22 protein-coding genes and 2 pseudogenes are annotated in these 25,747 nt (G+C 71.2%); 8 read left to right on the forward strand and 16 right to left on the reverse strand.

Features of this window, described 5'->3' with window-relative positions; translation table 11 throughout:
• The first annotated feature begins 23 nt into the window (after positions 1–23).
• The 4 genes and pseudogenes from ACFPA8_RS23105 (at position 24) to ACFPA8_RS23120 (ending at position 3,699) form a co-directional block, all read left to right on the forward strand.
• Positions 24–1,226, forward strand: coding sequence for a sensor histidine kinase (locus ACFPA8_RS23105; RefSeq protein ID WP_386451401.1), 1,203 nt, complete (start codon positions 24–26; stop codon positions 1,224–1,226).
• A complete protein-coding gene (locus ACFPA8_RS23110) occupies positions 1,227–1,904 on the forward strand; it encodes a response regulator transcription factor (protein ID WP_386451402.1) in 678 nt (225 codons plus the stop codon).
• Positions 1,889–2,449, forward strand: a pseudogene (locus tag ACFPA8_RS23115) (metallophosphoesterase family protein); the annotation flags it as partial. The gene ACFPA8_RS23110 and the pseudogene ACFPA8_RS23115, both read left to right, overlap by 16 nt.
• A gap of 227 nt (positions 2,450–2,676) precedes the next feature.
• Positions 2,677–3,699, forward strand: coding sequence for an aspartate-semialdehyde dehydrogenase (locus ACFPA8_RS23120; RefSeq protein WP_386451404.1), 1,023 nt, complete (start codon positions 2,677–2,679; stop codon positions 3,697–3,699).
• A 155-nt stretch (positions 3,700–3,854) separates the two neighbouring features.
• Here the strand turns inward: ACFPA8_RS23120 and ACFPA8_RS23125 are convergent, their stop codons facing one another.
• Positions 3,855–4,892 (reverse strand): S1 family peptidase, encoded by a 1,038-nt coding sequence (locus ACFPA8_RS23125; RefSeq protein WP_386451525.1) that lies wholly within the window; start codon positions 4,890–4,892, stop codon positions 3,855–3,857.
• Between the two features lie 505 nt (positions 4,893–5,397).
• Positions 5,398–6,600, reverse strand: a complete 1,203-nt coding sequence (locus ACFPA8_RS23130; protein ID WP_386451406.1) for a DUF5685 family protein — start codon at positions 6,598–6,600, stop codon at positions 5,398–5,400.
• Between the two features lie 358 nt (positions 6,601–6,958).
• On the opposite strand from ACFPA8_RS23130, the gene ACFPA8_RS23135 reads away from it, so the two are divergent.
• Positions 6,959–7,405 (forward strand): cell division protein SepF, encoded by a 447-nt coding sequence (locus tag ACFPA8_RS23135; RefSeq protein WP_386451407.1) that lies wholly within the window; start codon positions 6,959–6,961, stop codon positions 7,403–7,405.
• A gap of 79 nt (positions 7,406–7,484) precedes the next feature.
• On the opposite strand, the gene ACFPA8_RS23140 is transcribed toward ACFPA8_RS23135, so the two are convergent.
• Positions 7,485–9,353 carry an MFS transporter gene (locus tag ACFPA8_RS23140; protein WP_386451409.1) on the reverse strand — a complete coding sequence of 623 codons (1,869 nt, stop codon included), beginning with the start codon at positions 9,351–9,353 and terminating at the stop codon, positions 7,485–7,487.
• 537 nt (positions 9,354–9,890) lie between these two features.
• On the opposite strand from ACFPA8_RS23140, the gene ACFPA8_RS23145 reads away from it, so the two are divergent.
• Positions 9,891–10,949 carry a phosphatase PAP2 family protein gene (locus ACFPA8_RS23145; RefSeq protein ID WP_386451411.1) on the forward strand — a complete coding sequence of 353 codons (1,059 nt, stop codon included), beginning with the start codon at positions 9,891–9,893 and terminating at the stop codon, positions 10,947–10,949.
• 222 nt (positions 10,950–11,171) lie between these two features.
• Here ACFPA8_RS23145 and ACFPA8_RS23150 read toward each other — a convergent pair whose 3' ends face one another.
• The 5 genes from ACFPA8_RS23150 to ACFPA8_RS23170 all read right to left on the reverse strand — a co-directional run bounded on the left by ACFPA8_RS23150 (position 11,172) and on the right by ACFPA8_RS23170 (position 15,572).
• Positions 11,172–11,393, reverse strand: a complete 222-nt coding sequence (locus tag ACFPA8_RS23150) for a proteinase inhibitor I78 (protein ID WP_386451413.1) — start codon at positions 11,391–11,393, stop codon at positions 11,172–11,174.
• Between the two features lie 434 nt (positions 11,394–11,827).
• Positions 11,828–12,793 (reverse strand): helix-turn-helix transcriptional regulator, encoded by a 966-nt coding sequence (locus ACFPA8_RS23155; protein WP_386451414.1) that lies wholly within the window; start codon positions 12,791–12,793, stop codon positions 11,828–11,830.
• Between the two features lie 135 nt (positions 12,794–12,928).
• Positions 12,929–13,099, reverse strand: a complete 171-nt coding sequence (locus tag ACFPA8_RS23160; protein ID WP_386451416.1) for a hydrophobic protein — start codon at positions 13,097–13,099, stop codon at positions 12,929–12,931.
• 44 nt (positions 13,100–13,143) lie between these two features.
• Positions 13,144–14,325, reverse strand: a complete 1,182-nt coding sequence (locus ACFPA8_RS23165; protein ID WP_386451418.1) for a hypothetical protein — start codon at positions 14,323–14,325, stop codon at positions 13,144–13,146.
• Positions 14,322–15,572 carry a glycosyltransferase family 4 protein gene (locus ACFPA8_RS23170; RefSeq protein ID WP_386451420.1) on the reverse strand — a complete coding sequence of 417 codons (1,251 nt, stop codon included), beginning with the start codon at positions 15,570–15,572 and terminating at the stop codon, positions 14,322–14,324. Before ACFPA8_RS23170 ends, ACFPA8_RS23165 begins: the two co-directional genes overlap by 4 nt.
• 295 nt (positions 15,573–15,867) lie before the next feature.
• Between ACFPA8_RS23170 and ACFPA8_RS23175 the strand changes: the two are divergent.
• Positions 15,868–16,161 (forward strand): annotated as a pseudogene (locus tag ACFPA8_RS23175) (hypothetical protein); the annotation flags it as partial.
• 1,087 nt (positions 16,162–17,248) lie between these two features.
• Complete coding sequence (locus tag ACFPA8_RS23185; RefSeq protein ID WP_386451421.1) at positions 17,249–17,539, forward strand: hypothetical protein; 291 nt, start codon at positions 17,249–17,251, stop codon at positions 17,537–17,539.
• A 71-nt stretch (positions 17,540–17,610) separates the two neighbouring features.
• Here the strand turns inward: ACFPA8_RS23185 and der are convergent, their stop codons facing one another.
• The 8 genes from der to ACFPA8_RS23225 form a co-directional block, all read right to left on the reverse strand.
• The gene (der, locus tag ACFPA8_RS23190) at positions 17,611–19,086 is read right to left on the reverse strand and encodes a ribosome biogenesis GTPase Der (protein ID WP_386451423.1); all 1,476 of its coding nucleotides are present in this window, start codon (positions 19,084–19,086) and stop codon (positions 17,611–17,613) included.
• Positions 19,087–19,237: 151 nt separating this feature from the next.
• The gene (locus tag ACFPA8_RS23195; RefSeq protein WP_386451529.1) at positions 19,238–19,825 is read right to left on the reverse strand and encodes a lysophospholipid acyltransferase family protein; all 588 of its coding nucleotides are present in this window, start codon (positions 19,823–19,825) and stop codon (positions 19,238–19,240) included.
• Positions 19,826–19,890: 65 nt separating this feature from the next.
• Positions 19,891–20,634 (reverse strand): (d)CMP kinase, encoded by a 744-nt coding sequence (cmk, locus tag ACFPA8_RS23200; protein WP_386451425.1) that lies wholly within the window; start codon positions 20,632–20,634, stop codon positions 19,891–19,893.
• Positions 20,635–20,738: 104 nt separating this feature from the next.
• Positions 20,739–21,827 carry a prephenate dehydrogenase gene (locus tag ACFPA8_RS23205; protein WP_386451427.1) on the reverse strand — a complete coding sequence of 363 codons (1,089 nt, stop codon included), beginning with the start codon at positions 21,825–21,827 and terminating at the stop codon, positions 20,739–20,741.
• The gene (gene aroH, locus ACFPA8_RS23210) at positions 21,827–22,189 is read right to left on the reverse strand and encodes a chorismate mutase (protein WP_386451429.1); all 363 of its coding nucleotides are present in this window, start codon (positions 22,187–22,189) and stop codon (positions 21,827–21,829) included. Before aroH ends, ACFPA8_RS23205 begins: the two co-directional genes overlap by 1 nt.
• Positions 22,190–22,392: 203 nt before the next feature.
• Positions 22,393–23,631, reverse strand: a complete 1,239-nt coding sequence (locus ACFPA8_RS23215) for a pseudouridine synthase (protein WP_386451431.1) — start codon at positions 23,629–23,631, stop codon at positions 22,393–22,395.
• Positions 23,631–24,350, reverse strand: a complete 720-nt coding sequence (gene scpB / locus ACFPA8_RS23220) for an SMC-Scp complex subunit ScpB (protein WP_386451433.1) — start codon at positions 24,348–24,350, stop codon at positions 23,631–23,633. The genes ACFPA8_RS23215 and scpB overlap by 1 nt, the downstream gene beginning before the upstream one ends.
• On the reverse strand, positions 24,347–25,630 hold the full coding sequence (locus ACFPA8_RS23225; protein WP_386451435.1) for a segregation and condensation protein A: 1,284 nt from the start codon (positions 25,628–25,630) through the stop codon (positions 24,347–24,349). The genes scpB and ACFPA8_RS23225 overlap by 4 nt, the downstream gene beginning before the upstream one ends.
• Between the last annotated feature and the right edge of the window lie 117 nt (positions 25,631–25,747).

Consider the following 25,747-nt stretch of genomic DNA (forward strand, 5'->3'; position numbering starts at 1 on the left):
CACGGTGTTGCGACAATGACCAGGTGAACTTGGACGTGGCGCCACGGCTCGGGGGGTGGCAGCAGGCCTGGCGGCTGGTGGCCGCTGCGGCAGTGGGCCTACCGGTCTGGCTCTCCACCGGCGTGCTGCTGTCACGGGAGCAGGGGACAGAAACGGGCTCCTGGTTCCTCACCGGTGATCCGCTGGTGGCTTTGGGCTGCCTGACGGCGCTTCTGTGGCGGCGTCGGTTCCCGCTCACCGTGGCCATGACGGTCGCGATCGCCTCGACCGCGTCGGCACTCGCCACCGGTGCTGCGTTTCTGGCACTGGTCTCGATCTCCACTCGTCGCCGTCCGGTGGAGATCGGTGTCGTCGGCCTGGCTTTCGTGACCGCATCACAGTTCGCCGTCGGGTTCTCCCCGGTCCAGAGCCCGCCCGGCTCGTTGTGGGTCCAGATCGCGTTCCCGGCACTGAGCGCGGGCATCGCGGTGGCCGTGGGCATGGCCATCGGCGCGCGGCGTGTCGAAGTGCGGTCCCTGCGAGACCGGGCGGAGAGCGCGGAACGGGAACAGGTCGCACGAGCGGCGCAGGCACGGGCCCTGGAACGGAACCGGATCGCCCGCGAGATGCACGACGTGCTCGCACACCGGATCTCCCTGGTCGCCATGCAGGCCGGAGTGCTGGACCACCGCGGCGACCTCACAGCTGAGGAGAACCGCGTACTCCTCCGCGGCATCGCCGACGGCTCCCACCAAGCGCTGGAAGAACTACGCGACGTCCTCGGTGTGCTCCGGGCCGACCCGGGGCTCCCGGAACCGCCGCAGCCCTCCTTCGACCGAATCCCCCAACTGGTCGCCGACGCCCGCACATCCGGACTGGACGTCACGCTCGCCACCACCATGACGGGAAAACCATCCGACATCGCCGGACTGACCTGCTATCGGATGGTCCAAGAAGGACTGACCAACGCCGCCAAACACGCCCCGGGAGCACACGTACACATCACCCTCGGAGGAAAAGCCGGCGACGAACTGCACATCAGTATCCGCAACTCCCCGGCCTCCTCAGCCTCCCCAGCCACGACAACAACCACTCAACCGCCGGCATCAGGATTCGGCCTGCTCGGCCTCGCCGAACGAATCAGCGTTGCCGGCGGAAAACTCGACCACCACCCCACAGCCGACAACGGATACCTCCTCACCGCGCAACTGCCCTGGCCGAACCACAGCCACGAAAAGAGAGTTTGAGTGGACAGCGAGCGGGAGCCCGTGCGTGTCGTCATCGTCGACGACGAGGAGCTGGTGCGGATGGCGCTGCGACTCGTCATCGACGGCGAACCGGACCTGACCGTCGTCGCGGAGGCGGCCGACGGGGACGCCGCGATCACCGTGGTGGACGAGCAGCGACCGGACGTCGTGCTGATGGACGTGCGGATGCCCGGCCGTGACGGTCTCAGCACGACCCGGGAACTCCTCACCCGGCCGGCGCCACCGCGGGTACTCATGCTGACCACATTCGACTCCGACGATCTGGTGCTCGGCGCACTGCGCGCCGGAGCACTCGGGTTCGTCCTCAAGGACACCCCGCCGTCGCGGATTGCCGACGCGGTGCGGACAGTCGCGGACGGGAACCCCGTGCTGTCCCCAGCGGCCACGGCACGAGTGATCGCCGCGGCCACCGGGCCACAGTCCTCTGCGGCTCGCAGCTCGTCCCGCGAAGCCGCGCGGAATCGGCTGTCCATACTGACCGAACGAGAACTCGATACCGCTCGGGCCATCGCGGACGGGCTCAGCAACCCGGAGATTGCCGAGCGGCTGCACATCAGCGTCGCGACCGTCAAGGCGCACACAGGCAACCTGCTCGCCAAACTGGCGGTCGGGAACCGGGTGCAGATCGCACTCGTGGTGCGCGACGCGGAGGACTGACCAGCCTGCCCCACCCTGCTGATCGCCCCCCCGTGGGCTCATGGGCCGCCGCGCAGCTGCGCACCCCGGACGTCGAGCTCCTGGCAGGGCTGCCGCGGTACGCGCGGCTGGAGGTCGGCGGGCTGGGCCCGGTGCTCTTCTGCCACGCCACCCCGCGCGACGACACGGAGACCGTGCTCGTCGACTCCCGGCCCGGGCGCTGGGCCGAGGTACTGGCAGACGTGGAGGGCGGCGACGTACGGACCGTCGTGTGCGGCCACACGCACATGCCGTTCGTACGGCTCACCCACGGGCTGCTGGTGGTCAACCCCGGGAGCGTCGGCATGCCGTACGGACGGACCGGTGCGCACTGGGCGCTGCTCGGCCCCGGGGACGGGGTGGCCCTGCGCCGTACCGCGTACGACTGCGCGGCTGCCTGCGCGCGCATCGCCGCGGAGTCCGCGTTCGAGGGCACCGCGGAGTGGGCGGACGAGTACGTGTATGCACGGAACAGCGCCGAGGACGCCCTGGCCGCGTTCGGGCCGCAGGACGGGCGCGGACGGTGACCCGGTTTCCCCGAGGCCCCGTGACCCGGTTTCCCCGTGTCCCCGAGTCCCCGTGTCCTCCCCCACGTTCCCCCACCCGGCCCCCGCCGGAGCCGCCGTGTGACCGATGTCAAAGAATTGGCAGATCGTAGAGGCAGCAAGGCAGGGTAGAAGAGCCAGCGCCCCTCCCGCACGCACACCGCAAACGGGACATCACTCACGCACAGGACACTCACAGAAGGAGCCCCATGAGGATCGGGATCGTCGGAGCCACGGGCCAGGTCGGCAGCGTGATGCGGGAGATTCTGGCCGAGCGGAAACTCCCCGTCGACCAGCTGCGGCTGTTCGCCTCCTCCCGTTCCGCCGGGCGCACCCTGCCCTGGCAGGGCGGTGAGGTCACCGTCGAGGATGCCGCGACGGCCGATTACACGGGACTGGACGTCGTTCTCTTCTCCGCGGGCGGCTCGACGTCGAAGGCCGTCGCGGAGAAGGTCGCCGCGCAGGGCCCCGTCGTCATCGACAACTCCTCCGCGTGGCGGCTCGACCCCGAAGTCCCGCTCGTCGTCTCGGAGGTGAACCCCGACGCGGCCCGGCGCCGACCCAAGGGGATCATCGCGAACCCGAACTGCACGACCATGGCCGCCATGCCCGTGCTGCGTCCGCTGCACGAGGAGGCCGTGCTGAACGGGCTCGTCGTCGCCACCTACCAGGCCGTATCCGGCAGCGGACTGGCCGGGGTCGCCGAGCTGAACGAGCAGGCGTCCAAGGCGATCGAGAGCGACGCGACCCGGCTGACCTTCGACGGCGCCGCCGTCGACTTCCCCCAGCCGGAGAAGTACGACCGGCCGATCGCCTTCAACGTGCTGCCGATGGCGGGCTCGATCGTCGAGGACGGGCTGGACGAGACCGACGAGGAGCAGAAGCTCCGCAACGAGAGCCGCAAGATCCTCGGTATCCCTGGTCTGAAGGTCTCGGGCACCTGCGTGCGGGTCCCGGTCTTCACCGGCCACTCGCTCCAGGTCAACGCCCGCTTCGAGCGGGCGATCACCCCGCAGCGGGCACGTGAACTGCTGGCCGGGGCGCCCGGCGTCGAGCTGTCCGACATCCCCACGCCCCTGCAGGCAGCCGGCAAGGACGCCAGTTACGTGGGCCGTATCCGTGCCGACGAGACCGTGGAGCACGGCCTCGCGCTCTTCGTCGCCAACGACAACCTCCGCAAGGGCGCGGCACTGAACGCCGTGCAGATCGCGGAGCTGGTCGCGGCGGAGTGACCCCCTCGGGCTCTTCCGGCTGCCGAAGCCGGGCCTGAGCAGTACGAGAACGACGGACCCCCCGGGCTGTGCCCGGGGGGTCCGCTGTGTTCTGTGACAGTGCTCAGCGCGGGTTCACACTGATGCGCGCCCTGTCAGTGCCGGGAGGAGCCGCTTCAGGGAAGCTGGGCGCCCGTGGCCTCGAGGGCCGTCGTCACCGGCTGGAAGAAGGTCTCACCGCCGGAGGAGCAGTCACCGCTGCCGCCGGAGGTCATGCCGAGAGCCTTGTCGCCGGCGAAGAGGGAGCCGCCGCTGTCACCGGGCTCGGCGCAGACGTCGGTCTGGATGAGGCCGTTGACGGTGCCCTCCGGGTAGGAGACGGAGGCGTCGAGTGCCTTGACCGTGCCTTCGTGGACCTGCGTGGTGCTGCCGCTGCGGGTCACCTGCTGGCCGACCTCGGCCTCGGCGGCGGCGGTGATCTCCTGCGTGCCGCCGTCGTAGAGGTTCACCTCGCTCGGGTGCGCGGTGTCGCCGGTGTAGGTGGCGATGCCGTAGTCGGCACCCGGGAACTCGCCGTCGCCGCTCTCGGCGATGACCGGGCCGCCCTCGGACTCCGACCAGCTGGCGATCGCGGTGGTGCAGTGGCCCGCCGAGAGGAATGCCGGCTTGCCGTCGAGCGTCACGTTGAAGCCGAGCGAGCAGCGGCCGCCGTCACCGTGGATGGCGTCACCACCGGCGATCTTGGTGGTGAACTTGCCCGCGCTGCGCTTGACCTCGACCGCGCTGCCCTGCGCCTTGGCCTGCTTCTTCAGCTTGGCCAGCTTTCCGCCCTTGACCGTCTGGTCGGCGGTGATGACGACCTTGTTGGACTTCACGTCCACGGCGCGGGCGGTGCCCGTCATGTCGTTCTTGGTGAGGGTGTCCTTGACCGAGTTCAGCTTGGCCATCGTGTGCTGGACGACCTTGGCCTCGGCGCCGGCGGCCTCGACCTGCTCCTTGGCGTCGGCGTCGGTGACGTTGACGACCAGCTTCTTGGCCTTGGCGTCGTAGTAGGAGCCGGCGTCACCCTTGATGTCGGACGTGAGCTTCGAGGCAAGCTTCGAAGCCGACGCGCTCGAGAGGGACTTGAGGCTCGGTGCGTCCTCCGACGCACTGGCGCTCCAGGTCAGCGAACCGGCGACCAGTGCCGCAACACCCGCGCCCGCGATGGCCATCCGTCGCTTCGTTATCTGCTTCTTGTCGCTCAACTCAAAACCTCCAGTGGGGGGTTGGGGCGACCCGGACCTGAGGGAGCGCCCCGGAGGAAGTACAGACACACCGTTCCTTCCCAGAAGGAAGTCGCGTCCATGCCAACTCGTACTGAGGAGTATTACGAGAATGACGGTTGTCACACAAGGCCGATTTCACTTCTGCCGGTGAAAAGTTGGCCCGGTGCAGGCAGTCGCACCAGTCGAATGTGACGCGCGTCGATCCATTGCCGGAGCACATGGCGGCAATAACGGAAAGTCATGCGCTGAACTGGCACAAGAAGCGGACTTGTCCTGTTCTGTCCGTCAATTGCCGACCCATGCACGGGATTTCATCCACGGAAACTCAGCGGTGTCCGGGAAACTAATTCCGATGAAACTCCTCCGCGCGGAGAGCTTTCTTCACGGAGCTTTCACAACCGTTTCGGCGGCCACTCTCCCGTTGCTGTTCTTGCGCTTCTCCGGCCGGGCCTCAGCCGCAGTCGCAGCAGCAGCCGTCGCACTCGCAGCAGGAGCAGCTGTCCCCGCAGCCGCAGTCACAGCAGTCGCACTTGTGACACCAGCCCTCGCGCGCCTTGCCGGTCCACGGGTCGTCGTACGGGTCCTTGCAGCAGATCTGGCCGGTGCAGCAGAGCCCCGTCCAGACCGCGCAGCCCGCGAGGAGGCCACGGCGCCTCAGGGGCGGAGGGGGAGGACCTGCAGGGTCGCGGGTGATCCACGGAGACTGGCCGGGAGGCCGCTGTCCCGGCGTGTGCTGCAGCAGCGCCTCCTTCGGCACCCCGTCGCCGGGCAGGTGCGCGCAGCCGCCCGTACCGGAGCCGAAGACCCGCCGCACGGAGCGCTTCAGTTCGTGCGCGAGCAGTACGTGCGCCAATCCGCCGTCCACGAAGTCGACTTCGCGCAACGCCAGCCGCACGCCGTGCACGGCGTCGTCGCACAGCCGCCGGGCCTCCGCCAGATCCGTGCCCGTGGCGGAGAGGGGATTCCAGACCCCCGCTTCCTCGTCGGCCCCCAAGTCCTCGACGGCGTCGAGCAGATGGGCGAGCCGGCCGAAGAGGCGGCCGGCCTCGGCGAGGGGTCCGGCGTTCGAAGGGCGCCCCGCCAGCACGGCTGTGTGCGCGAAGGCCGCCGCGGTGGCCGTCTCCGTCGGCTCCGTGACCGTCAGCAGCGATCCGCCCTGCGCGACCGCGAGTTCGGCTTCCTGCTGCCGGTCGACCGCGTCGACGAGGACCGCCGTGTCGAACCCGAGCTCCGCCCCCGTACGTGCACCCGCCTCCGCCCAGCCGGATGCGACCCGCCGGGCCACGGCGGCCACGGGCCTGCGCCCCAACATGCCGTCACCGTCGGTCACATGGTCCCGCACCTTCGCCGAGGCGAGTACGAGGGAGACGGAGGCGGCCAGGCGCGCGCCCTCGCCCTGGGCGACGGGTGCGCTGCGCATGCCACGCAGCGGACAGGGACCCGCGGTGCGCCGCCGTCCGTCGGCCGCGCCCGGACGCCGCGACTGGGCGTCGACGAGCACGGAGACGATGAGGCCGTCGTAGTTGGTGGCCACCCTGCTGAACTGACCGTTCGCCCCTCGGAGCGCGAGACAGAGCCCGCACAGGTGCGCCATCCACTCGGTCTTCAATGGGCCGGCCAGCCGGTGACTGCACGGCCGTATGATTCCGAACAACGTTCCCCCGCTTCCCCGTTGACCCCTCGCACAGTGTTTCGCGTGCGTCGTGCGGCGGCATCACTTTATCGGCAGGCCAACATGGTGTGCGGGCCGCCCGCATCCTTCTGCCCGAGCTCAGACCCGACCGCCGGCCTGCACATGGCAGGCCGCACAACTTGCACACCGTCACCACGCGGGCCCCACTGTTTCCCTGACCGAGCGCCATATGTTCTGCACCAGTACCGTCACGAATCCCGTTCTGGGCAGGTATCCGCTTGGCGCAACATCCGCATCATGGACGACGATAGGGATGCGGATCCGCGGCGGAGCCGCTCGATGGCAATGCGGACGACCGCGCAGAGGAGAGGAGGCGTCCATGGGATCGGTGCGCAAGGCGAGTGCCTGGCTGGGCCTCGTCGACGACAGCGAAATGCGTTACTACGACGACGATTACGCCGAGGGGCCGGAGCCCGGGGACGCCGCACAGGAGCCCTGGGTGACTGATCCGCGGGTCAGAGTGACCGCCGAGGCAGCGCAGGACCAGGGCACCCGTATCGCCACGGTCACTCCCGACGGGTTCCGCGACGCCCGCGGCATCGGCGAACTCTTCCGTGACGGCGTTCCCGTCATCATCAACCTCACGATGATGGAGTCCGCCGACGCCAAGCGCGTCGTGGACTTCGCCGCCGGGCTCACCTTCGGCCTGCGCGGGTCCATCGAACGGGTGGCGACGCGCGTGTTCCTGCTGACTCCCGACGACTACAAGATCGTGGGGGGCGAGAGCCGCCGCGCCGCCGAAGGGGGCTTCTTCAACCAGAGCTGACCCCGCGACGCCGACCGCCCCCGCCTCAGGGCGAGTCGGTGGTCTCGCGGGTGCCGGCGGCCGACGCCGCGACGTGGCGCTACGGCCGGGTGCCGGCGCTCGGAAGCAGAGCTTCGTCACCGTCGGCGGCCTGAGGTGAGGCCGGGCCGGGGGACGATGCGCTCCGACGGTGGTCCGCCTGCCTCGGCAGCCTGCCTGCCGCCGTACCTGCCGACCCTGCCGCGCCGAGCTCCGCCGGAGCGACCGGCTCCTGCTCCCCGGTACGCCGGACGCGGTCCTCCTCCAGCCGGTCCTCCTCCGCCGGGTCGTTCTCGACGGCGGCCTCCGCGGCCTCCGCCGAACCGCCGCCCGCCTTCTCCTCGGCCTCGTCCCGTCCCGTCTCCATCGTGCGCGGCAGCCTGAGGGCCGCGAGCGCACCGAGGAGCAGCAGGCCCGCGCTGACGAGCAGAGTGACGTGCATGCCGTGCACGAAGGCTTCGCGAGCCGCCGAGCGGAGCGCCTCACCGGCTGACCCGCCCAGCCGTGCGGCGATGCCGTACGCCTCACCGAGCGAGTGTCCGGCACTGGCACTGGCCGCACCGGAGACGCCGGGGACCTCGCGTACGCCGGGGGCGTAGGCGGCATTCATCACGCTCCCCAGTACAGCGATGCCCATGCCTGCCCCGAGCTGGTACGCCGTCTCGCCGATCGCCGCCGCGCCACCCGCCCTGGAGGCCGGCGCCTCGCTGAGCATGGATTCGTAGCAGCCGAAGAGCGTGGTCTCCAGACCGAAGCCCAGCAGCACGAACCCGCCTATGAGGAGCGCGGGTTCGTCCTTCTGGCCGACTCCGGTCAGGAGCAGCACGGCGAGTGTGGTGAGGACGAAGCCGAGCCCGACCATGGTGCGCGGCCCCAGCACCCCGAGCAGACGCGAGCCGACGAGACCGGCGGCGATGGCCGCGAGCGAGAGGGGCAGCAGCCGCAGCCCGGTCTCCAGGGGCGACAGACCGAGGACGAGCTGGAGGTACTGGGCGGCGATCAGCGCCAGCCCGACCAGCGCGAGGACCGTGAGGACGATGCAGCCGACCGCCGTACCGAATGCGCGGCGTGCCACTGCGCGGACGTCGATGAGGGGGTACGTGCGCCGGCGCTGGCGCCGTACGAAGAGCGCGAGGAGCGCTGCGCCCGCGAGGAGCGGGACGGCGGCCTGGGGCGTGAGCGGGTCCCCGCTGCCCGCTTCCTTGACGCCGAGGATGACGCCGAAGAGGCCTCCCGCGGCCATCGCCGCCCCGAGTACGTCCCACGGGCCCTCGCGGCTGCCCGTGGACTCCGGGAGCAGCCAGCGGCCGACGGGCAGGCTCGCAGCCATCAGCGGGATGTTGACGATGAAGACCGAGCCCCACCAGAAGTGTTCCAGCAGCGCCCCGCCCACGAGAGGACCGACGGCGGCGCCGACAGCGGCGACGGCACTCCATATGCCGATGGCGAGCGCCCGCTCGCGCCGGTCGGGGAAGACCTGGCGCAGGATCGACAGCGTCGCGGGCATGATCATGGCGCCGCCGACTCCGAGCAGGGCCCGCGCCGCTATGAGTACGCCCGGTGTCTGTGCGTAGGCGGCGACGGCGGAGGCCACCGCGAAGAGCGCGTAACCGAAGAGCAGGACGCGGCGCCGTCCGACCCGGTCCCCGAGCGTGCCGAAGAGGATGAGCAGGGAGGCGCAGGCCAGCGGGTAGGCGTCCACGATCCACAGCAGTTCGACGGACCCGGGCCGCAGGTCGCCGGAGACGGCCGGCACGGCCACGTGCAGCACAGTGGCGTCGATGGCGACCAGCAGCAGACTGGCGCAGAGGACGACGAGCACGATCCAGCGGTTCACGCCGGACGCGGCAGCAGCGGCAGGGTGTCCTGCCCTTTGCACGGGAGCCTCCGCCTTTCGCTCTCCGGCGCCGGCCGTGGTCGTCCCGGACATCTGCACACCTCCTCTCGCGCTCGCCCTGGGCGGTGGGGGCAGCGCCGGACGGCGGTCGACGGCCGCTGTCCGCCGCGGCGGAGACGGACGTCGTCGGGCCCGGAGCAACAAGGGCGAGTGGCCGTCAGGGTACGCGAGTCCGCCGGAGCACCGCGTGGCGCATGTCACCACCGCGCACCGGTCGCACGCAGCCCCGCAGCGCCACGCGCACCGGCACCGGCGCCCGTCGGGTCGTCAACTGGCGTGCGGGGAACGGGAACAGGGAGGGGATCCGGAGGGGAACGGGAAGGGGAACGGGAAGAGGACACAGCCGGAAAGCACGGCGGAATTCCCTGGCAACCGACGGTGAACAGAAATTCGGCCCGAAGGTGTACGGGAACCCCCGAGGGGCAACCGTAATGCGCGAGCTAAACCCCGGATAAGCTGCGGGAATTCATGCCGCCAAACACCACCATGAGACACACTCCACATCACATCGTCATCACGAACCCCCTGACGTGTGCAGGCATCTCTCAGAGCCGTTGTAACGTCGATTGGGTGCGTATCGACCGACTACTCGCCCGGCTGGAACAGGAGCCCGAGCGACCGAGCAACCGCGGTGTCCCGCGGATGAGCCGAACCCGCAAGCTGTTGTTCGGCACGACAACGGGGCTCTATGCGGTGATTGTCATAGCCGTCCTGTTCCGCACGGATCTGGTACGGCTGGACTGGCAGGTCATGCTCTTCCGGCCGTACAAGCAGTGGCCCGAAATGCACGCGTTCCTGGACTACTTCGTCGTGCTGGGCCAACGCGGCCCCACGGCCGTGCTGGTGGCGGCCTGGCTCGGCTGGCGCTCCTGGCGGCAGCGCACCCTGCGTCCTCTGCTGGTGCTCGGTACGTCCCTGCTCGCCCTCAACATCACTGTGGGGGCCGTGAAAATCGGCCTGGGCAGACTCGGTCCGCACTACGCGACCTCGGTCGGATCCGCCGAACTCTTCGCCGGCGGCGACATATTCCCCTCAGGTCACACGGCCAACGCCGTCGTGACCTGGGGCATCCTCGCCTATCTCGCCACCACTCCGCGCGCCCGCCGCGTGCTGTCGGTGGTCGCCGCGTTCTTCGCTCTCGGCGTCGGCGCGACGACCGCCTATCTCGGTACGCACTGGGTGAGCGACGTGCTGCTCGGCTGGGCCGCGGGGCTGCTGATCCTGCTGGCGCTGCCCTGGGCCGAGCCGGCCATCGCCACGGCGGAGGCACACGTCCTCGCCTGGCGGGACCGCAGGAGCACCACGCGGATCCCGGGTCTGGCGCCCTCTCCGCTCTCCCCCGTCACGCGGCAGCCGCTGCTGCCGTCGGGCAGGGCACGCCCGGCCGAGGAGATGACGGCGGAGGAGCCGCAGCACAGCGAGACCGCGGTCGTGGGCGGCCGTGCGCCCGCCCCGTCCTCCCCGGGCACGGGCGTGGGCGCGGCCCGGCTGCACCATGCGCCGGGGCGGCAGCATCCGTTGCGTACGGAGCGGGCGCCCGTCACCCCGCAGCCGCCCGCAGGGCCACGGCGCCCCTACGGGGACCGCACACAGCCCCGCCCGGCACCTCTCGGGCCCCGCGGGAAATAGCCCCCTGATGCACTCCCGCGGGCCCCTGGGGGAACGACAACGGCGGGACTGACGGAAGCACGAGCGGCCGGCTCGGGCACTGCTGCCGAGCAGGAAGCCGCCCGGCAGCCGGGCGAGCGGACGGTACGCACAGCCCCACCGCACGCGTGTGGCCCCGGAGCCCTTCTCGGGCTCCGGGGCCACACGCGTCTTCGCCGCAGGCGCGCGCGGCGTCCGGCGGTGTCAGCCCGGCCAGCAGCGCACCACTGTCCCGGTGTCCTTCTCGACGGAGAAATTCAGCCGTCCGCTCAGGTACTCCATGGTGATGATCGCGTCCGGCGGCAGCGACCGCACCGTGGTCCAGCCACGTGCGTACGCGCGCTCCTCGGCCTCCGAGGCGGAGAGTCCGACGTAGCTCTCCGGCTCGTCCTGCGGTGTGCCCTGGGGGGTGGATTCCGGTGCCATGCCGCCACCGTACCGCCGGAGGTACGGGACGTATCGTCACCTCGTCACACTCTTGTCACAGCGGTCCGCGGCAACTCAGGGCTTCTCGACGTCACTCGTACGAGGCATGTACGCGGACTGAATTTCCGGGGTGGGGAACACACTCTTTTCCGCGTTCAATTCCGTCGCAGACGCCCCGTCAGAAAGCGTGTGCCTCAGGGGAATTCGCCCCGGGGCCGGATTTCGCCGAACTCACGGGCGTGCGGGAAATCGAGACCGATGCTCTCGCGCGAACTTTCCCGGCGGAACGAACGCGACGCACCCTGCCGCTCGAAGGAAGTCGCGGCGCGTAACTGATCATGCGATTACCGTCACCTGAAACCGGAACCACCTAACTGCCGGTGCGACAAGTGCCCGATCCCGAAAACGGAAGCAGAACCTCGGCTTCCGTCCCGTCAGCTTCCGCCCCGGGCCCGGTCCAGCCGGTCCCTCAAGGTCTCGACCAGCGGCAACAGCCCTGCCGGCTCCCGCACTTCGAAGTCGAAGCCGAGCATGAGGACGTACGGCAGGAGCACCTCCAGCGACGGCCCCGCGGTACGGAAGAGGCAGCTTTCCCCGTCCACCGCCTCCAGGGTCCCCCAGGAACGGGAGACCACCTCCGCGGCCCGCTCGACCGGCACTCGCAGCAGCACCGTGGCGCTCGCCGGGTACGCCCGTACGGAGACGCCCTCCGAGACCCACGCGGCGAGGTCCTCCGCCGGAGGCGTTCGCGGTGAGAAGCGCGGGCCGTGGGGCGGCGTGAGCGTGATGCGGTCGATGCGGAAGGTGCGCCAGTCGGCACGGTCCACGTCCCAGGCCACCAGGTACCAGCGCCGGTACGTGCTCACCAGCCGGTGGGGTTCCACCACCCGGCGGGTGGCCGTCCCGTCGTGTGCCTCGTAGGCGAAGCGAAGCCGTTGGTGGTCACGGCAGGCGTGGGCGAGTTCGGTGATGGCCGACGCCTCGACGGACGGCCCACGATGCGGCGACATCATGGGCACTGTGTAGGCGTTGAGCGCGCTCACCCTGCGCCGCAGACGGTGCGGGAGCACCTGTTCGAGCTTCGCCAGTGCGCGTTCCGAGGACTCCTCGATGCCCTGTACGCCGCCGTTCGCCGCGGTGCGCAGACCGACTGCGACGGCGACGGCCTCCTCGTCGTCGAGCAGCAGCGGGGGCAGCTGGGCACCGGCGCCCAGCTGGTAGCCGCCCGCCGTGCCTGTGGTGGAGTGCACTGGGTAGCCGAGGCCGCGCAGCCGGTCCACGTCCCTGCGTACGGTGCGGGGCGTGACACCGAGCCGCGCGGCGAGCTCGGCGCCGGACCATTCGCGGGTGGATTGCAGCAGGGACAGCAGACGCAGCAGCCGTGCCGAGGTCTCGACCATGCTGCCGAGTCTGCCACCGCTTGCGGACAGCCACAGTCCGCAGGGGCCCGGCTCCCGCCGGGCCCCTGCTCCGTATGCTGCTGTAACAGTGCGTTGCTGGGAGTCACTTGCCTCCTCGTCCGGCGCGGTCGCCGCCTACCAGCGGTACCAGCGCGCCTTGCCTCCACCCGCGTTGGTGGTGCGCAGCAGAAAGCCGAGCAACCAGATCACCAGGACCGCGACGGCGATCCACCACAGGGCCTTCAGCGCGAAACCCGCTCCGAAGAGGAGCAGCGCCAGCAGCAGTACAAGCAGAACAGGAACCATGTGAACGACACCTCCACGGCGTCGAGTTGCCAGCTTCCCTGCTTCTACGCCTCCGAAGGGCACACCCGTACGGACAGGTCGTTGTCGAGCGTGTAGTACGGCCGCACCGTCCGGTCCCCCGCGGCGTCGCTCACCCGCTGCGGCGGATAACTGAAGATCTGCCTCTTGTCGGGTACGTCGTCGAGTATCCGCGCGATACGGACCGGCTCCGCGGCCGCTCCGGGACGGAGCCACAGGTCCCACACCCGGTGCTCGGGCGTCAGGGCCGCCAGCGGCAGCTCGGCCGTGAAACCCGTGGCCGATTCCGGGGCCGGTTCGGACTGCCGGGCGCCCCTGCTCCCGGGATGGCCGGGGACACGGACCTCCCGGGTCGCCGGCCGGAACACGGAGGGCGCGTCCACCGCGTCGCGGGGACGGACCTCGATCCGGGCGGTGCCGCCGAGCGGCGCGCCGAAGAGCTCTCCGCGCAGCCTCACCCGTCCGTCCTCCACACACAGCCGCCCCGCTTCCGCGTGAGGCCAGCGCAGCCACGAACGCACCGTGAGATTCCCGTACTTGGTGGCGTAAGGGATGCGCACGCCCAGCCAGGTGCGTCCCTGACGCGGTACGCGGTCGATGAGCGAACGCAGGTCGTGCAGTCCGGACAGCAGCCGTTGCGGTTCCGCTTCGGCGAGGGCGAGGAAGGCGTCCCAACGGCCCTCGGGCAGCGTCATGATGCTCGGCAGCACGGCGCGCATCGTGCTCTCCGTCCCGGCTGGGCCGAGAGGCAGCCGGACGGTGTCCGCCGGCCCTTCGCCCCCTCGGCGCCGCAGGAGCAGCGCCGCGCTCCCCGCTGCGGCGAGCGCCATGCCTGCGGTGGCGGCCGGCTCGTCGGGAAGGCGAACGTCGATGGTGACCCCGCCGGCGGTGTCCGCCGTGCAATCGGCCTGCGGCCGACGGGACTTGGGTGTCTTCGGCGGCCGTGCGTGCAGCGGCTGCCGGAGTGGCGTACGGGCGTGCGCGGGGGCGGGTGAGACCGGGGAAGCAACCGGGGCGGGGGATGCGAGCGGGGCGGGGCGGCCTCCGGCTCCTCCCCTCGCGGCTGCCCCGGCAGCGCCGGACAGGCTCTCCGGCGCACTTCCGGTTCCGTCCGCCCCGGCTCCTCTCGCCGGGAGGCGGCCACCTCCTGCTGCTGCCTCTCCCCCGCGTTCCGCCGCTCGCGGTGTGCCGGTGACTCGGGTGGTCATGCCTGTCCTCCCTGCAATGCGATTCTGCCGGCCAGCAGCGCGTCCTTGGCCGCGTACGCCCCGCCGAGCAGCGCGGCGCGCGCTCTGTGGACCGTGGCTCCACGGCGGTTCACGAGCTGCGTCAGCAGGTCCTCGTAGCGCGCGGCCACGTGCGCGGGGTCGAACCGTGCGGACGAGACGAGGGCGGCCTGTCCCATGCGCTGCCTCAGGGCGTCGTCGTTCATCAGCCGCAGCAGGGCACCGGAGACGGCCTGTACGTCCCCCGTCGGCACGAGCAGTCCGTCGGAACCGTCGCGGATGATCTCGCCCGGACCGTGCGGACAGTCGGTCGCCACGACCGGGAGGCCGCACCGCATCGCTTCGACGATGGTCATGCCGAACGACTCCAGGCTCGAAGTGACGGCCCCGATGGCCCCCTTGGCCCACTCGGCCTCGATGGGGTGCGCCGGTCCCATGAGGAACACGTGGTTGTACAGGCCGAGTCGGTCGATGAGAGCGCGCAGCTTGTCCCGCTCCCTGCCGTTCCCGTAGATCCTCAGCCCCCAGTCGGGGCGTTCGGTGACGACGCCGGCGAAGGCGCGGATCAGCACGTCGTAGCGTTTCGCCGGGGCGAGCCGCCCCGCGGCGACGACCCACTTCCCGCTGCTGTCCGAGGGGCAGACGTGGGGCTCGGGGACGCTGTTGGGCAGCGCCTCCACGCGTACGCCCGGCAGACGGAGGATCCGCCGGTAGTCGCGGGCGTCGGCCTCGGTGACGGTCGTGACCGCGTCGAGCCGCGGGTAGGTGTCCCGCAGCATCAGCTTCAGGCGCGCGGAGTGCGTTGCCAGGGTGAGGTGTTCCTGGCCCAGCCGGGCGGGTCCGCGACGTGTCTGGCGCGCTATGTGTGCGTTGAGTCCGGGGCGGGTTCCGATGACGACGTCCGCCTCCGTGCGCGCCAGATACTCGCCGATGCGCCGGTCGGTCAGGGCGCTGTACTGCGGATACCGGCCGTCGCAGGCAGGGAACACGCGGGCGGGCAGGGCGTGTTCGGGGTCCTGGCCCTCGTAGTGCGGGCTGTGCCGCCGCATGTCGACGAGCGACCGCAGCCGCACCCCGGGGCCGGGGTCGAAGAAGGGCCGGTCCCGGTACCGGAAGACGGAGACGACCTCCACGTCGTGCTGTTCCGCCAGCTTCGCCGCCAAGTTGTAGGTGGTGCGGATCGTTCCGCCCATCCCGTACCCGCTGTTGATCAGAAACGCGATGTGCATTTGCCCCGCCCCCCACGCGTTCGTTGCGTTCAGTCCCCCGCTGTCCGCCTGCCGATGGCTAGACCCGATTGGGGCGGTGATGGTTGGGTGCTATCACGGACCTGTTCCAGAACAGTTCCGACATTGTGAACAAGATCCTGGAACTTGACTGCCCACTACACCGTTTGATGATTCTCACGATCACGGCACGGTGCCCGTCCCGGCGCATTCCGGTTCCTCCTACGCGTGACCGCGACCACGGATCTCCCGTTGTCCATGGGACAAGAACCGAACGCCAGGAGCCCCCGTGTCCCCCTTGCTCGATGTCAGCGACGACGTACGCGCCGAGATCGGCGACGATGAAGCCGACAGGCTGCTCGCCGGCGAGAACGCCCCGGGCCCCTACGACTGCACCTCGTGCCGCACTCCCGGCGACACCGGTCAAGTGCCCACCACTGCCGTCCTGTTCGTGGGCGAGGAGACCGCCGTCCTCGCCTTCGCACACGCCGTCTGCATCCCCTCGCAGGTGGTGAAGGTCTCGGAGGAGCAGGTGCAGGGGGCGGTCCGCACGATCACCGCCGAGGCCGCGTCCGCCGGTCCTTCCGGGGCGGGTTCCGCGGACCCGGCGTACGGCTACGGCCACGGTCACGGCGCGGAGCCGGCCGCGGGCCACGGCGGGGGCTACGGCTGGGCGTCCGGCCCCGGTCAGAGCCCCGGCCCAGGTCAGGGTCCCGGTCCAGGGCCCGCCCAAGGTCCCGGTCAGGGTTCTCACTACGGAGGCGGCTACGGCGCCGAGTACGGCTATCCGGACAGCGCGGGTGTCCCGGCCCCTGCCGGCTACGCCGCCGCCCCGTCCGGCACCGCCGGCCCGGCGGCTCCCGCCCCGCACGGGATGGCGCGCGGCACCGCCGCAACCGGCGCGGCCCCCCGGCCTGCTGCGCCCGCCGGCACCGGCCCTCCCACCCCGGAGCGGGCCGTGCTGAGCGTGACCTGCGGCCAGGTCCTGATCGAGGAGACCGTCCACGCCGCCGTCGTCGTCGAACCGACCTCCCGCATCGCCCGCCCCGGTGCGAGCGGCCCCGGCGACGACTTCCTCCCCCTCCTCGCCGAACAGGGCTTCCAGCCGGTCACCGGCCTCAGACAGCTGCCGGCACCCGTGGCCGGCTGGTCGGTGCTGGTCGCCATGGGCCAGCTGCACGCGATCCTCCAGCCGCCGTCCGACGGAGCCCTCCAGCCCACGGCGTGGTGGCAGGCCCACCAGGCACTGCCCGTCACCGAGGAGTGGCGGGAGTCCGCGAACCGGCACGGGACGGTGCTCGTCTACGCCGCCCCCACCGGCTCCATCGGCCGGCAGCCGCGCGAGGACCTGCTGCGGGAGGCTCTGGTTCAGGCCGCGGCGCGAGGAGTGCTGGTCGCCGCCGCGATGCCCCTCCAGGGCTGACGGCACCGCCCTGTCCGTCCGGGCCGTGCCGGGCGGGCCGGACGGGCCGGACGGGCGAGTCGGACGGACGGGCCGGAGGCCGGGCGGTCCCGGGCGGGCCCCGTTCGCACGTACGCCCCTGACCCACCCCTGCGAACAGGTCATTCGCCGCGCCGCCCCGCATCCGCCGGGCGGCGCGGTCGTTTGGCCAGACGTGCAGCCTTACGAACCATCCCGAGCCCACCACCCGTACCGCGACCAGGGACTCATCCCCGGCATGCGCCACAGCCGCGAATCGCCCTCACCCGGCTCCGGCACGCCCATCTACGACGCCCTGTACGCCGAGTACAGCAGGCTCTTCCGCACGCTTCCCGGCGACCGTTCCGGCGAGGAGGAGCTGCGGTTCGAGGGCTTCGGCACGATGCACGGCACAGCCGCCCGCCAGTTGGACGGCGGCAGCTGGCGCAGCGGCGGCGAGTGGCCTCACGAGCTGCTGCCGAAGCGCACCGGCAGCAAGCCTGCCGCGCTGCCTCCCGGCCAGCACAACGGAAACACGTACGGACGCTGACGACGGCCCCGCCGTCGTCCGGGCGCCGCACGCCACTGCGAGTGCGGCGCCGAACCGGCCTGTGACGGCCGCTACTTCTTCTTGCCGCGCTTCTCCCGCACCCGTACCGACATGTGCACGGGCGTCCCCTCGAAGCCGAACTCCTCGCGCAGCCGCCGCTCGATGAAGCGCCGGTAGCCCGCCTCCAGGAAACCCGAGGCGAACAGCACGAACCGCGGCGGCCTGATACCGGCCTGCGTGCCGAAGAGGATGCGGGGCTGCTTGCCGCCCCGCACGGGGTGGGGGTTGGCGGCGACGATCTCACCGAGGAACGAGTTGAGCTTCCCGGTGGGGATGCGGGTCTCCCAGCCTTCGAGCGCGGTCTCGATGGCCGGTACGAGCTTCTCCATGTGCCGTCCGGTACGGGCCGAGATGTTGACCCGCGGCGCCCAGCGCACCTGGACGAGGTCCCTCTCGATCTCCCGCTCCAGGTAGAACCGGCGTTCCTCGTCCATGCTGTCCCACTTGTTGTAGGCGATGACGAGTGCCCGCCCGGCCTCCACGGCCATGGTGATGATGCGCAGGTCCTGGACGCTGATCGACTCCGTCACGTCGATCAGCACCACCGCGACCTCGGCCTTCTCCAGCGCCGCCGCGGTGCGCAGTGAGGCGTAGTAGTCGGCGCCCTCCTGGAGGTGCACGCGGCGCCGGATACCCGCGGTGTCGACGAACATCCAGGTCCGGCCGGCCAGTTCGATCAGCTCGTCGACCGGGTCGCGGGTGGTGCCCGCCGTCTCGTTGACGACGACGCGATCCTCCTTGGCGACCTTGTTCAGCAGAGAGGACTTGCCGACGTTCGGACGGCCGATGAGCGCCACACGCCGCGGGCCTCCGGCCCCGCCGGCCCCGAAGGTCTGCTCCGGAGCCTCGGGCAGCGCCTCCAACGCCACGTCGAGCAGGTCGCCCGTACCGCGTCCGTGCAGGGCGGACACCGGGTGCGGTTCGCCGAGGCCGAGGCCCCACAGGTAGGCGGCGTCGGCCTCACCCGTCGGTCCGTCGACCTTGTTGGCGCAGAGCACGACCGGCTTCCCGGCCTTGCGCAGCATCCGTACGACGGCCTCGTCGGTGTCCGTCGCGCCGACCTGGGCGTCCACCACGAAGACGACGGCGTCCGCTGCCTCGACCGCGAACTCGGCCTGGGCGGCCACCGACGCCTCCATGCCGAGCACGTCCTGCTCCCAGCCGCCGGTGTCGACGACCTTGAAACGGCGGCCCGCCCACTCGGCCTCGTAGGTGACACGGTCCCGGGTCACGCCAGGACGGTCCTCGACGACGGCCTCGCGCCGGCCGAGGATGCGGTTCACAAGAGTCGACTTGCCGACGTTGGGGCGGCCGACGACGGCGAGCACCGGCAGGGGACCGTGCGAGGCCTCCTCCAGGGCCCCCTCGACCTCTTCGGCTTCGAAGCCTTCTTCTGCGGCGAGTTCCATGAACTGGGCGAACTCGGCGTCGCCGAGCTCACCGTGCTCGTGCGCGGGCTCGTCGCCGTGCTGGTTCTGGTCGTTCATGCCGTCTCGTCCTCGTCGTTCCTGTTCAGGTGATCCGCGTCCGCCCGGAGGTCTCCGCGCGGCTCGCTGCTGCAAGTCTGCCGGGCCGGCCGTTCCCCCGGCGTACGGCCCGTGGTGCTGTGTGCGGTGGCCCGCCGGGCACCGGGTCGGCTCAGCGTTCCGTCTGCCGCCGTGCTTCCTTCAGATGCTCCGTCAGCCTCCGCTGGATGCGTACTGTCGCCTCGTCGAGCGCCTTTCGGGTACGCCGCCCGCTGCCGTCTCCCGCCTCGAAGGGGTCTCCGAAGACCACGTCCACCCGGCTGCGCAGCGCCGGAAGTGCCTTGACGAGCCTGCCGGGACGGTCGTTGCTGCCCAGCACCGCCACCGGGACGACGGGCGCCCCCGAGCGTACGGCGAAGTAGGCGAGCCCGGAGCGCAGCGAGGCGAAGTCGCCCTGGCCGCGCGTGCCTTCGGGAAATATGCCCAGCACTCCGCCGCCCTCCAGCACGGCCAGCGCCCGCAGGACCGCTGCCCGGTCGGCGGTGCTGCGGTCGACCTCGATCTGCCCGATGCCCCGCAGGAACGGGCCGAGCGGCCCGGTGAACGCCTCCCGCTTGATGAGGAAGTGCACGGGGCGGGGTGCGATGCCCATCAGCATCGGCCCGTCGATGATGTGCGAGTGGTTGACCGCGAGGATCACGGGACCGCTCGCCGGCACACGCCGGGCACCGAGCACGCGGGGACGCCACAGGCCGTGCATCAGGCCGAGGCCGATACGGCGCCCCGTCGCGGCCCCCCGCGCGCCGGGTGCTCCCCCGGTCGACGTCACTTGGAGATCTGCCCCGCCTTCTCGTTCACCGTCGCCGCCTCGGCCGGTCCGGCACCGCGGGACTTCTCCGCCGCCGCCTTCTCGACGAGCGTCACCACGCACTCGACGACCTGGTCCAGGGTGAGTTCCGTGGTGTCCACCTCGACGGCGTCGTCCGCCTTCTTCAGCGGGGACGCCTTGCGGCTGGAGTCGGCCTCGTCCCGCTTGATCAGCGCCTCGCGGGTGGTGGAGAGGTCGGTGGCCTCCTTGCCCTTCAGCTCGCCGCTGCGGCGGGAGGCGCGTGCTTCCGGCGAAGCGGTGAGGAAGACCTTCAGGTCGGCGTCGGGAAGGACCGTGGTGCCGATGTCCCGGCCCTCGACGACGATGCCGCCCGCCGCTTCGGCCGCGATCGAACGCTGGAGACCGGTGATGCGCGTGCGCACCTCGGGGACCGCGCTGACGGCGCTCACCGCTGCGGTGACCTCCTGGGTACGGATCGGGCCCGAGGCGTCCGCACCGTCCACGGAGATGGCGGGCGCGGCCGGGTCGGTGCCGGACACGATCACGGGTTTGCCGGAGGCGGCCGCCACCGCCTCCGCGTCGTCGACGGGAACGCCGTTGGTCAGCATCCACCAGGTGATCGCCCGGTACTGGGCGCCGGTGTCCAGGTAGCTCAGCCCCAGCGCCGCTGCGACCGCCTTCGAGGTGCTGGACTTGCCCGTGCCGGAGGGGCCGTCGATGGCGACAATCACTGCAGACACGCTGGGGAGGACCTTTCTCTACACGGGCAGGGCAGGCGTGGGCCGAACGGCCACGGGCCAAGGCTACCGGCTGCCGGGACCGCCCAGTTCTGCCGGTGCGGACCTCACACCTGCCGCAGCGACCAGCCCCGGTCGCGCAGCGCCGACTCCAGCACCGCCGCGGCGCCCGGCTCCACCATGAGCTGTACGTGACCGGCCTGCTGACCGGTGGCGTGCTCGATCCGGACGTCCTCGATGTTGACGCCGGCGGCACCGGCGTCGGCGAAGATGCGCGCCAGCTCCCCCGGGCGGTCGCTGATCAGCACCGCCACCGTCCGGTAGGCCGCGGGAGCCTGGCCGTGCTTGCCGGGTACCCGGGCACGGCCGGTGTTGCCGCGGCGCAGGACGTCCTCGATGCCGGCGACGCCGGCGCCCCGCTTCTCCTCGTCCGCCGAGTCGAGCTCCCGGAGAGCCCGTACCGCCTCGTCCAGGTCGCCTGCGACCTCGGCGAGGATGTCCGCCACGGGACCGGGGTTGGCGGCGAGGATCTCGACCCACATCCCCGGGTCGGACGCCGCGATGCGCGTGACGTCCCGGATGCCCTGGCCGCACAGGCGTACCGCCGTCTCGTCCGCCGATTCCAGGCGGGCCGCGATCATGCTGGAGAGCAGCTGCGGCGTGTGCGAGACGAGCGCGACGGCACGGTCGTGGGCGTCGGCGTCCATCACCACGGGCACGGCGCCGCACAGCGCGATCAGTTCCAGCGCGAGGTTGAGCACCTCGGTGTCCGTCTCGGGCGTCGGGGTCAGCACCCACGGCCGTCCCTCGAAGAGATCGGCGGTGGCGGCGAGCGGGCCGTTCTGCTCACGGCCCGACATGGGGTGACTGCCCAGGTAGCCGGCGTGATCGCCGCCCAGCTCGCGCAGTTCCCGGCGCGGGCCGCCCTTCACGCTGGCCACGTCGATGCAGCCGCGTGCCAGGCCACGGCGCTGCACGTCCACGACGACGCGCGCCACATGCGCGGGCGGCACCGCCACCACCGCGAGGTCGACGGGGCCTTCCGGCTCGCTGTCCGTTCCGGCTCCGAGGGACGCCGCCGTACGGATGCTCTGCGGGTCGCTGTCCCGGAGGTGCACCCGCACGCCGCGGCCCGTCATGGCGAGCGCCGCCGAGGTGCCGATGAGGCCCGTGCCGACGACGAGGGCTGTACGCATTACTGGGCGATGTCCTTGCGGAGTGCGGCGGCGGCGCCGAGGTACACGTGGTTGATCTCGGACCTGGGCAGGTCCGACTCGATGTGGGCGAGCACGCGCACCACACGCGGCATGGCTCCGGCGACGTCCAGCTCCTGGGCACAGATGAGCGGTACGTCGACGATGCCGAGCTTGCGGGCGGCCGCCGCGGGAAAGTCGCTGTGCAGGTCGGGGGTGGCGGTGAACCAGACGCTTATCAGGTCGCCGGAAGTGAGGCCGTTGCGTTCCAGCACGCTCGTCATGAGAGCCGAGACCTGATCGTGCATGTGCCCGGCCTCGTCCCGCTCCAGCTGGACGGCTCCCCGCACCGCTCGTACCGCCACGTGCCTGCTCCGCTCCCTGTGCGACGTGCTGCTGCCCGCTCCAGCGTAGATCCGCACGCCGTGCGCGCGTACGGGCGGACCGCCCACTGAGACGGCCGCGACCGGCGGGGACGGGCCGCCGCTCAGGACCGGGCGGGCGGCCCGGCCCCGGGACACGGACCCTGAAGTCGGCCGCACCGCCCCGGCCCGCCGACTGGGGCGGTTCAGAGGCCGACTTCGTCCATCAGCATGCCGACCTCCGTATTCGTCATGCGGCGCAGCCACCCCGACTTCTGGTCGCCCAGCGCGATCGGCCCGAAGCGGGTGCGGACGAGCTTGTCGACCGGGAAACCGGCCTCCGAGAGCATGCGTCGCACGATGTGCTTGCGCCCCTCGTGCAGGGAGACCTCGACGAGGTAGTTCTTGCCGGTGTTCTGGACGACCTTGAAGTGGTCGGCCCGCGCGTAGCCGTCGTCGAGCTTGATGCCTTCCTTCAGCCGTTTGCCCAGGTCACGCGGGAGGGGCCCCTGTATCGCGGCGAGGTAGGTCTTCTTCACCCCGTACCGGGGGTGGGTCAGGCGGTGGGCCAGCTCACCGTGGTTGGTGAGCAGGATCAGGCCCTCGGTCTCGGTGTCGAGCCGGCCGACGTGGAAGAGACGGGTCTCCCGGTTCTGCACGTAGTCGCCCAGGCACTGGCGCCCCTCCGGGTCCTCCATCGACGCGACCACACCCGCCGGCTTGTTGAGCGCGAAGAACACGTGGGACTGGGACGCGATGGTCAGTCCGTCGACCTTGATCTCGTCCTTGTCGGGATCGACGCGGACGCCCTGCTCGACGACCACGGCTCCGTTGATCTCGACCCGCCCCTGCTCGATCAGGTCCTCACAGGCGCGCCGGGAGCCCATGCCGGAACGGGCCAGGACCTTCTGCAGCCGCTCGCCCTCCTGCTCGCCGAAGGTCTTCGGCAGCTTCAGGGGCGGCCTGCTGTGCCGGGCACGGTTGCGTGCCTCGATCTGGGCGTCGTACTCGCGGGGCCGGGCAGGAGCGGAGGCGTTGCGGGCGCGTGCCTTCGGAGCGCCGGACTTCGTCACCTTCCCGGGACCGCTCTTGGCGGCGTTCCTCGCCGCGACGCTCCTGGCCGCCGATCCCTTCGGACCGCCCGCGGAGGTCTTGCCCGCGCTCCCCTTGGGGGCGCCCTTCGGAGCGTTCCTGGGAGAGCTCTTCGGGGAGTTCTTCGGGGAGCCCTGCCCGGGCCGCTGCCCCCGCCCGTCCGGCCGGGAGCCCGCCTTGCGCGCACCGGCCTCCGCCTGCCCCTCGCCCTTTCCGTAGCGGCGCTCCTCGGGCCGCGGGCGTCCCGCCCGCTGCTGCTTTCCTGCGCCCCCTCCGGCTGCGCGGGGTGACGGCTTCTTGCCCCCGCCCCTGTTCTGTCGGTTTCCGCCGGTGTTGCTGCCGCTGCTTCGCATCAATGATCCGTCTGCGTTCTGTCAAGGACTTCGTCGCCGCTGTCGTCTACGTCGAACGACGGCATGCCTTCCTGGGAGTCCCCCTCGACGGCCTCGGCCTCAGGGAGGAAGGGCGCCAGTTCCGGAAGCTCGTCCAGACCGCGGAGGCCCAGCCGTTCCAGAAAGTAATGCGTCGTCCTGTACAGGATCGCACCTGTCTCGGGTTCCGCGCCCGCCTCCTCCACCAGGCCGCGCTGGAGGAGCGTACGCATCACGCCGTCACAGTTGACTCCGCGCACGGCGGAGACCCTTGAACGGCTCACGGGCTGGCGGTACGCGACCACGGCGAGTGTCTCCAGCGCGGCCTGCGTGAGGCGCGCCTGCTGCCCGTCGAGCACGAAGTTCTCGACGGCTTCGGCGAATTCGGGCCGCGTGTAGAATCGCCAGCCCTCCGCCACCAGGCGCAGCTCGAAGCCCCGCCGCTCCCGGTCGTATTCGTCGGCCAGTTCGCGGAGCGCGTCCGAGACCTGACGGCGCCGGCGGCCGAGCACCTTCGCCAGGTGTTCCTCCGTGGCGGGCTCGTCCACGACCATCAGCACGGCCTCGAGGGCGGGTTTGAGCTCCAGCTCCGCCACGCCGCCCTCCTGCGGCCCGCTCCCGTCCTCCTGCGGCTCCGCGGGTGCCTCGCGTGCGGTGTCCGCCTCGAGGGCTTCCTGGACCTCGTACGTCTCCTCGCTCATGCGCGGATCTCCTCTCCGGGCTCCGGGGACCCCGCCGGGTCCTGACCGGTCGCGGACTCCGGAGCAGCGGCGGGCGCCGCTCCGGATTCCGTTCCCGGCTGCGGGGGCTCCTGGTCGAACTCGTCGGTCACCAGCGGCTCCAGGTCCTCCGGGCCGCTCCAGCGGACCGTGAGCGTCCCCAACGCCTCCTCCTGGTCCAGCGATACGGCACGCTCGCGGTAGAGCTCCAGGAGGGCGAGGAAGCGGGCCACGACGGTCAGGGTGTCCGCGGCGTCCTCCGTCAGCTGCAGGAAGCTGGCCTCTCCCAGCTCCCGCAGCCGCGCCACCACCACTTCCGCCTGCTCCCGCACGCTCACCAGCGGCGCGTGGATGTGCTCGACGTACACCTGCGGCTTCGGCTTGGGCTGCATCGCCTTCACCGCCAGGCGCGCGAAACCCTCCGGACCGATGCTGATGACCACCTCGGGCAGCAGCTCCGCGTGGTGCGGCTCCAGTCCGACGGTACGGGGATGACGGTGCGCCTCATCGGCCATGCGCCCGGCGAAGATTCCGGCGATCTCCTTGTACGCCCGGTACTGGAGCAGCCGGGCGAAGAGCAGGTCGCGGGCCTCCAGCAGGGCCAGGTCGGCCTCGTCCTCGACCTCGGCGGCGGGCAGCAGCCGTGCGGCTTTCAGATCGAGCAACGTGGCGGCGACGACGAGGAATTCGGTCGTCTGGTCGAGGTCCCAGTCCGGGCCCATGGCGCGGATGTGGGCCATGAACTCGTCCGTGACCTTGGAGAGTGCGACCTCCGTCACGTCGAGCTTGTGCTTGGAGATCAACTGCAGGAGGAGGTCGAAGGGGCCTTCGAAATTGTCGAGGACGACCTTGAAACGCCCGTCGTCGGCGGCCTGTTGCTCCTTCTCTTCCTCCTCCTGCGGAGCGTCGCCCTGCGGGGGTGTGCTCTGTTCGGCGGGTTCGGCGGGTTCGACCGGTCCGGTCTCTGCGTCCGGTGGGGCGTCGCCGTCCGGCTGGGGCTGCCCGGCGTCCGCCTCCACAGCCGACGCCGCCTCCTCGGGCTCCTGATGCCCGGCAGGCACCGCGGCGTCGTCCGGGAGCAGCGACTCCGCTGGAGCCTGCTCCTCCGGAACATGTTCCGGAGGAGGAGCTGCGGGTTCGTGTGGCGCAGCCGGCGGAGCAGGGGCCGGGCCTCCCGGAGCCGACGAAGTCCCCGGCCCTCGCCCGAGGCTTCGGCGGGCGGCGCGGGGTACGGAGTCGGCATCGTGGTCAGGAGTGGGCATCGCCGGGCAGCGTACTGGGGAAGGTCCTGTGGAAGCGCTCCGGCTCACTCATGTGCCTGTGCTTTCACGTGTGGTCCGCCGGGACCCGGGGCCGCGGCCGACCCCGGCCACCTTCCG

Source organism: Streptomyces ovatisporus, from assembly GCF_042653885.1.
In the GTDB taxonomy this organism is placed as follows: Bacteria; Actinomycetota; Actinomycetes; order Streptomycetales; family Streptomycetaceae; genus Streptomyces; species Streptomyces ovatisporus.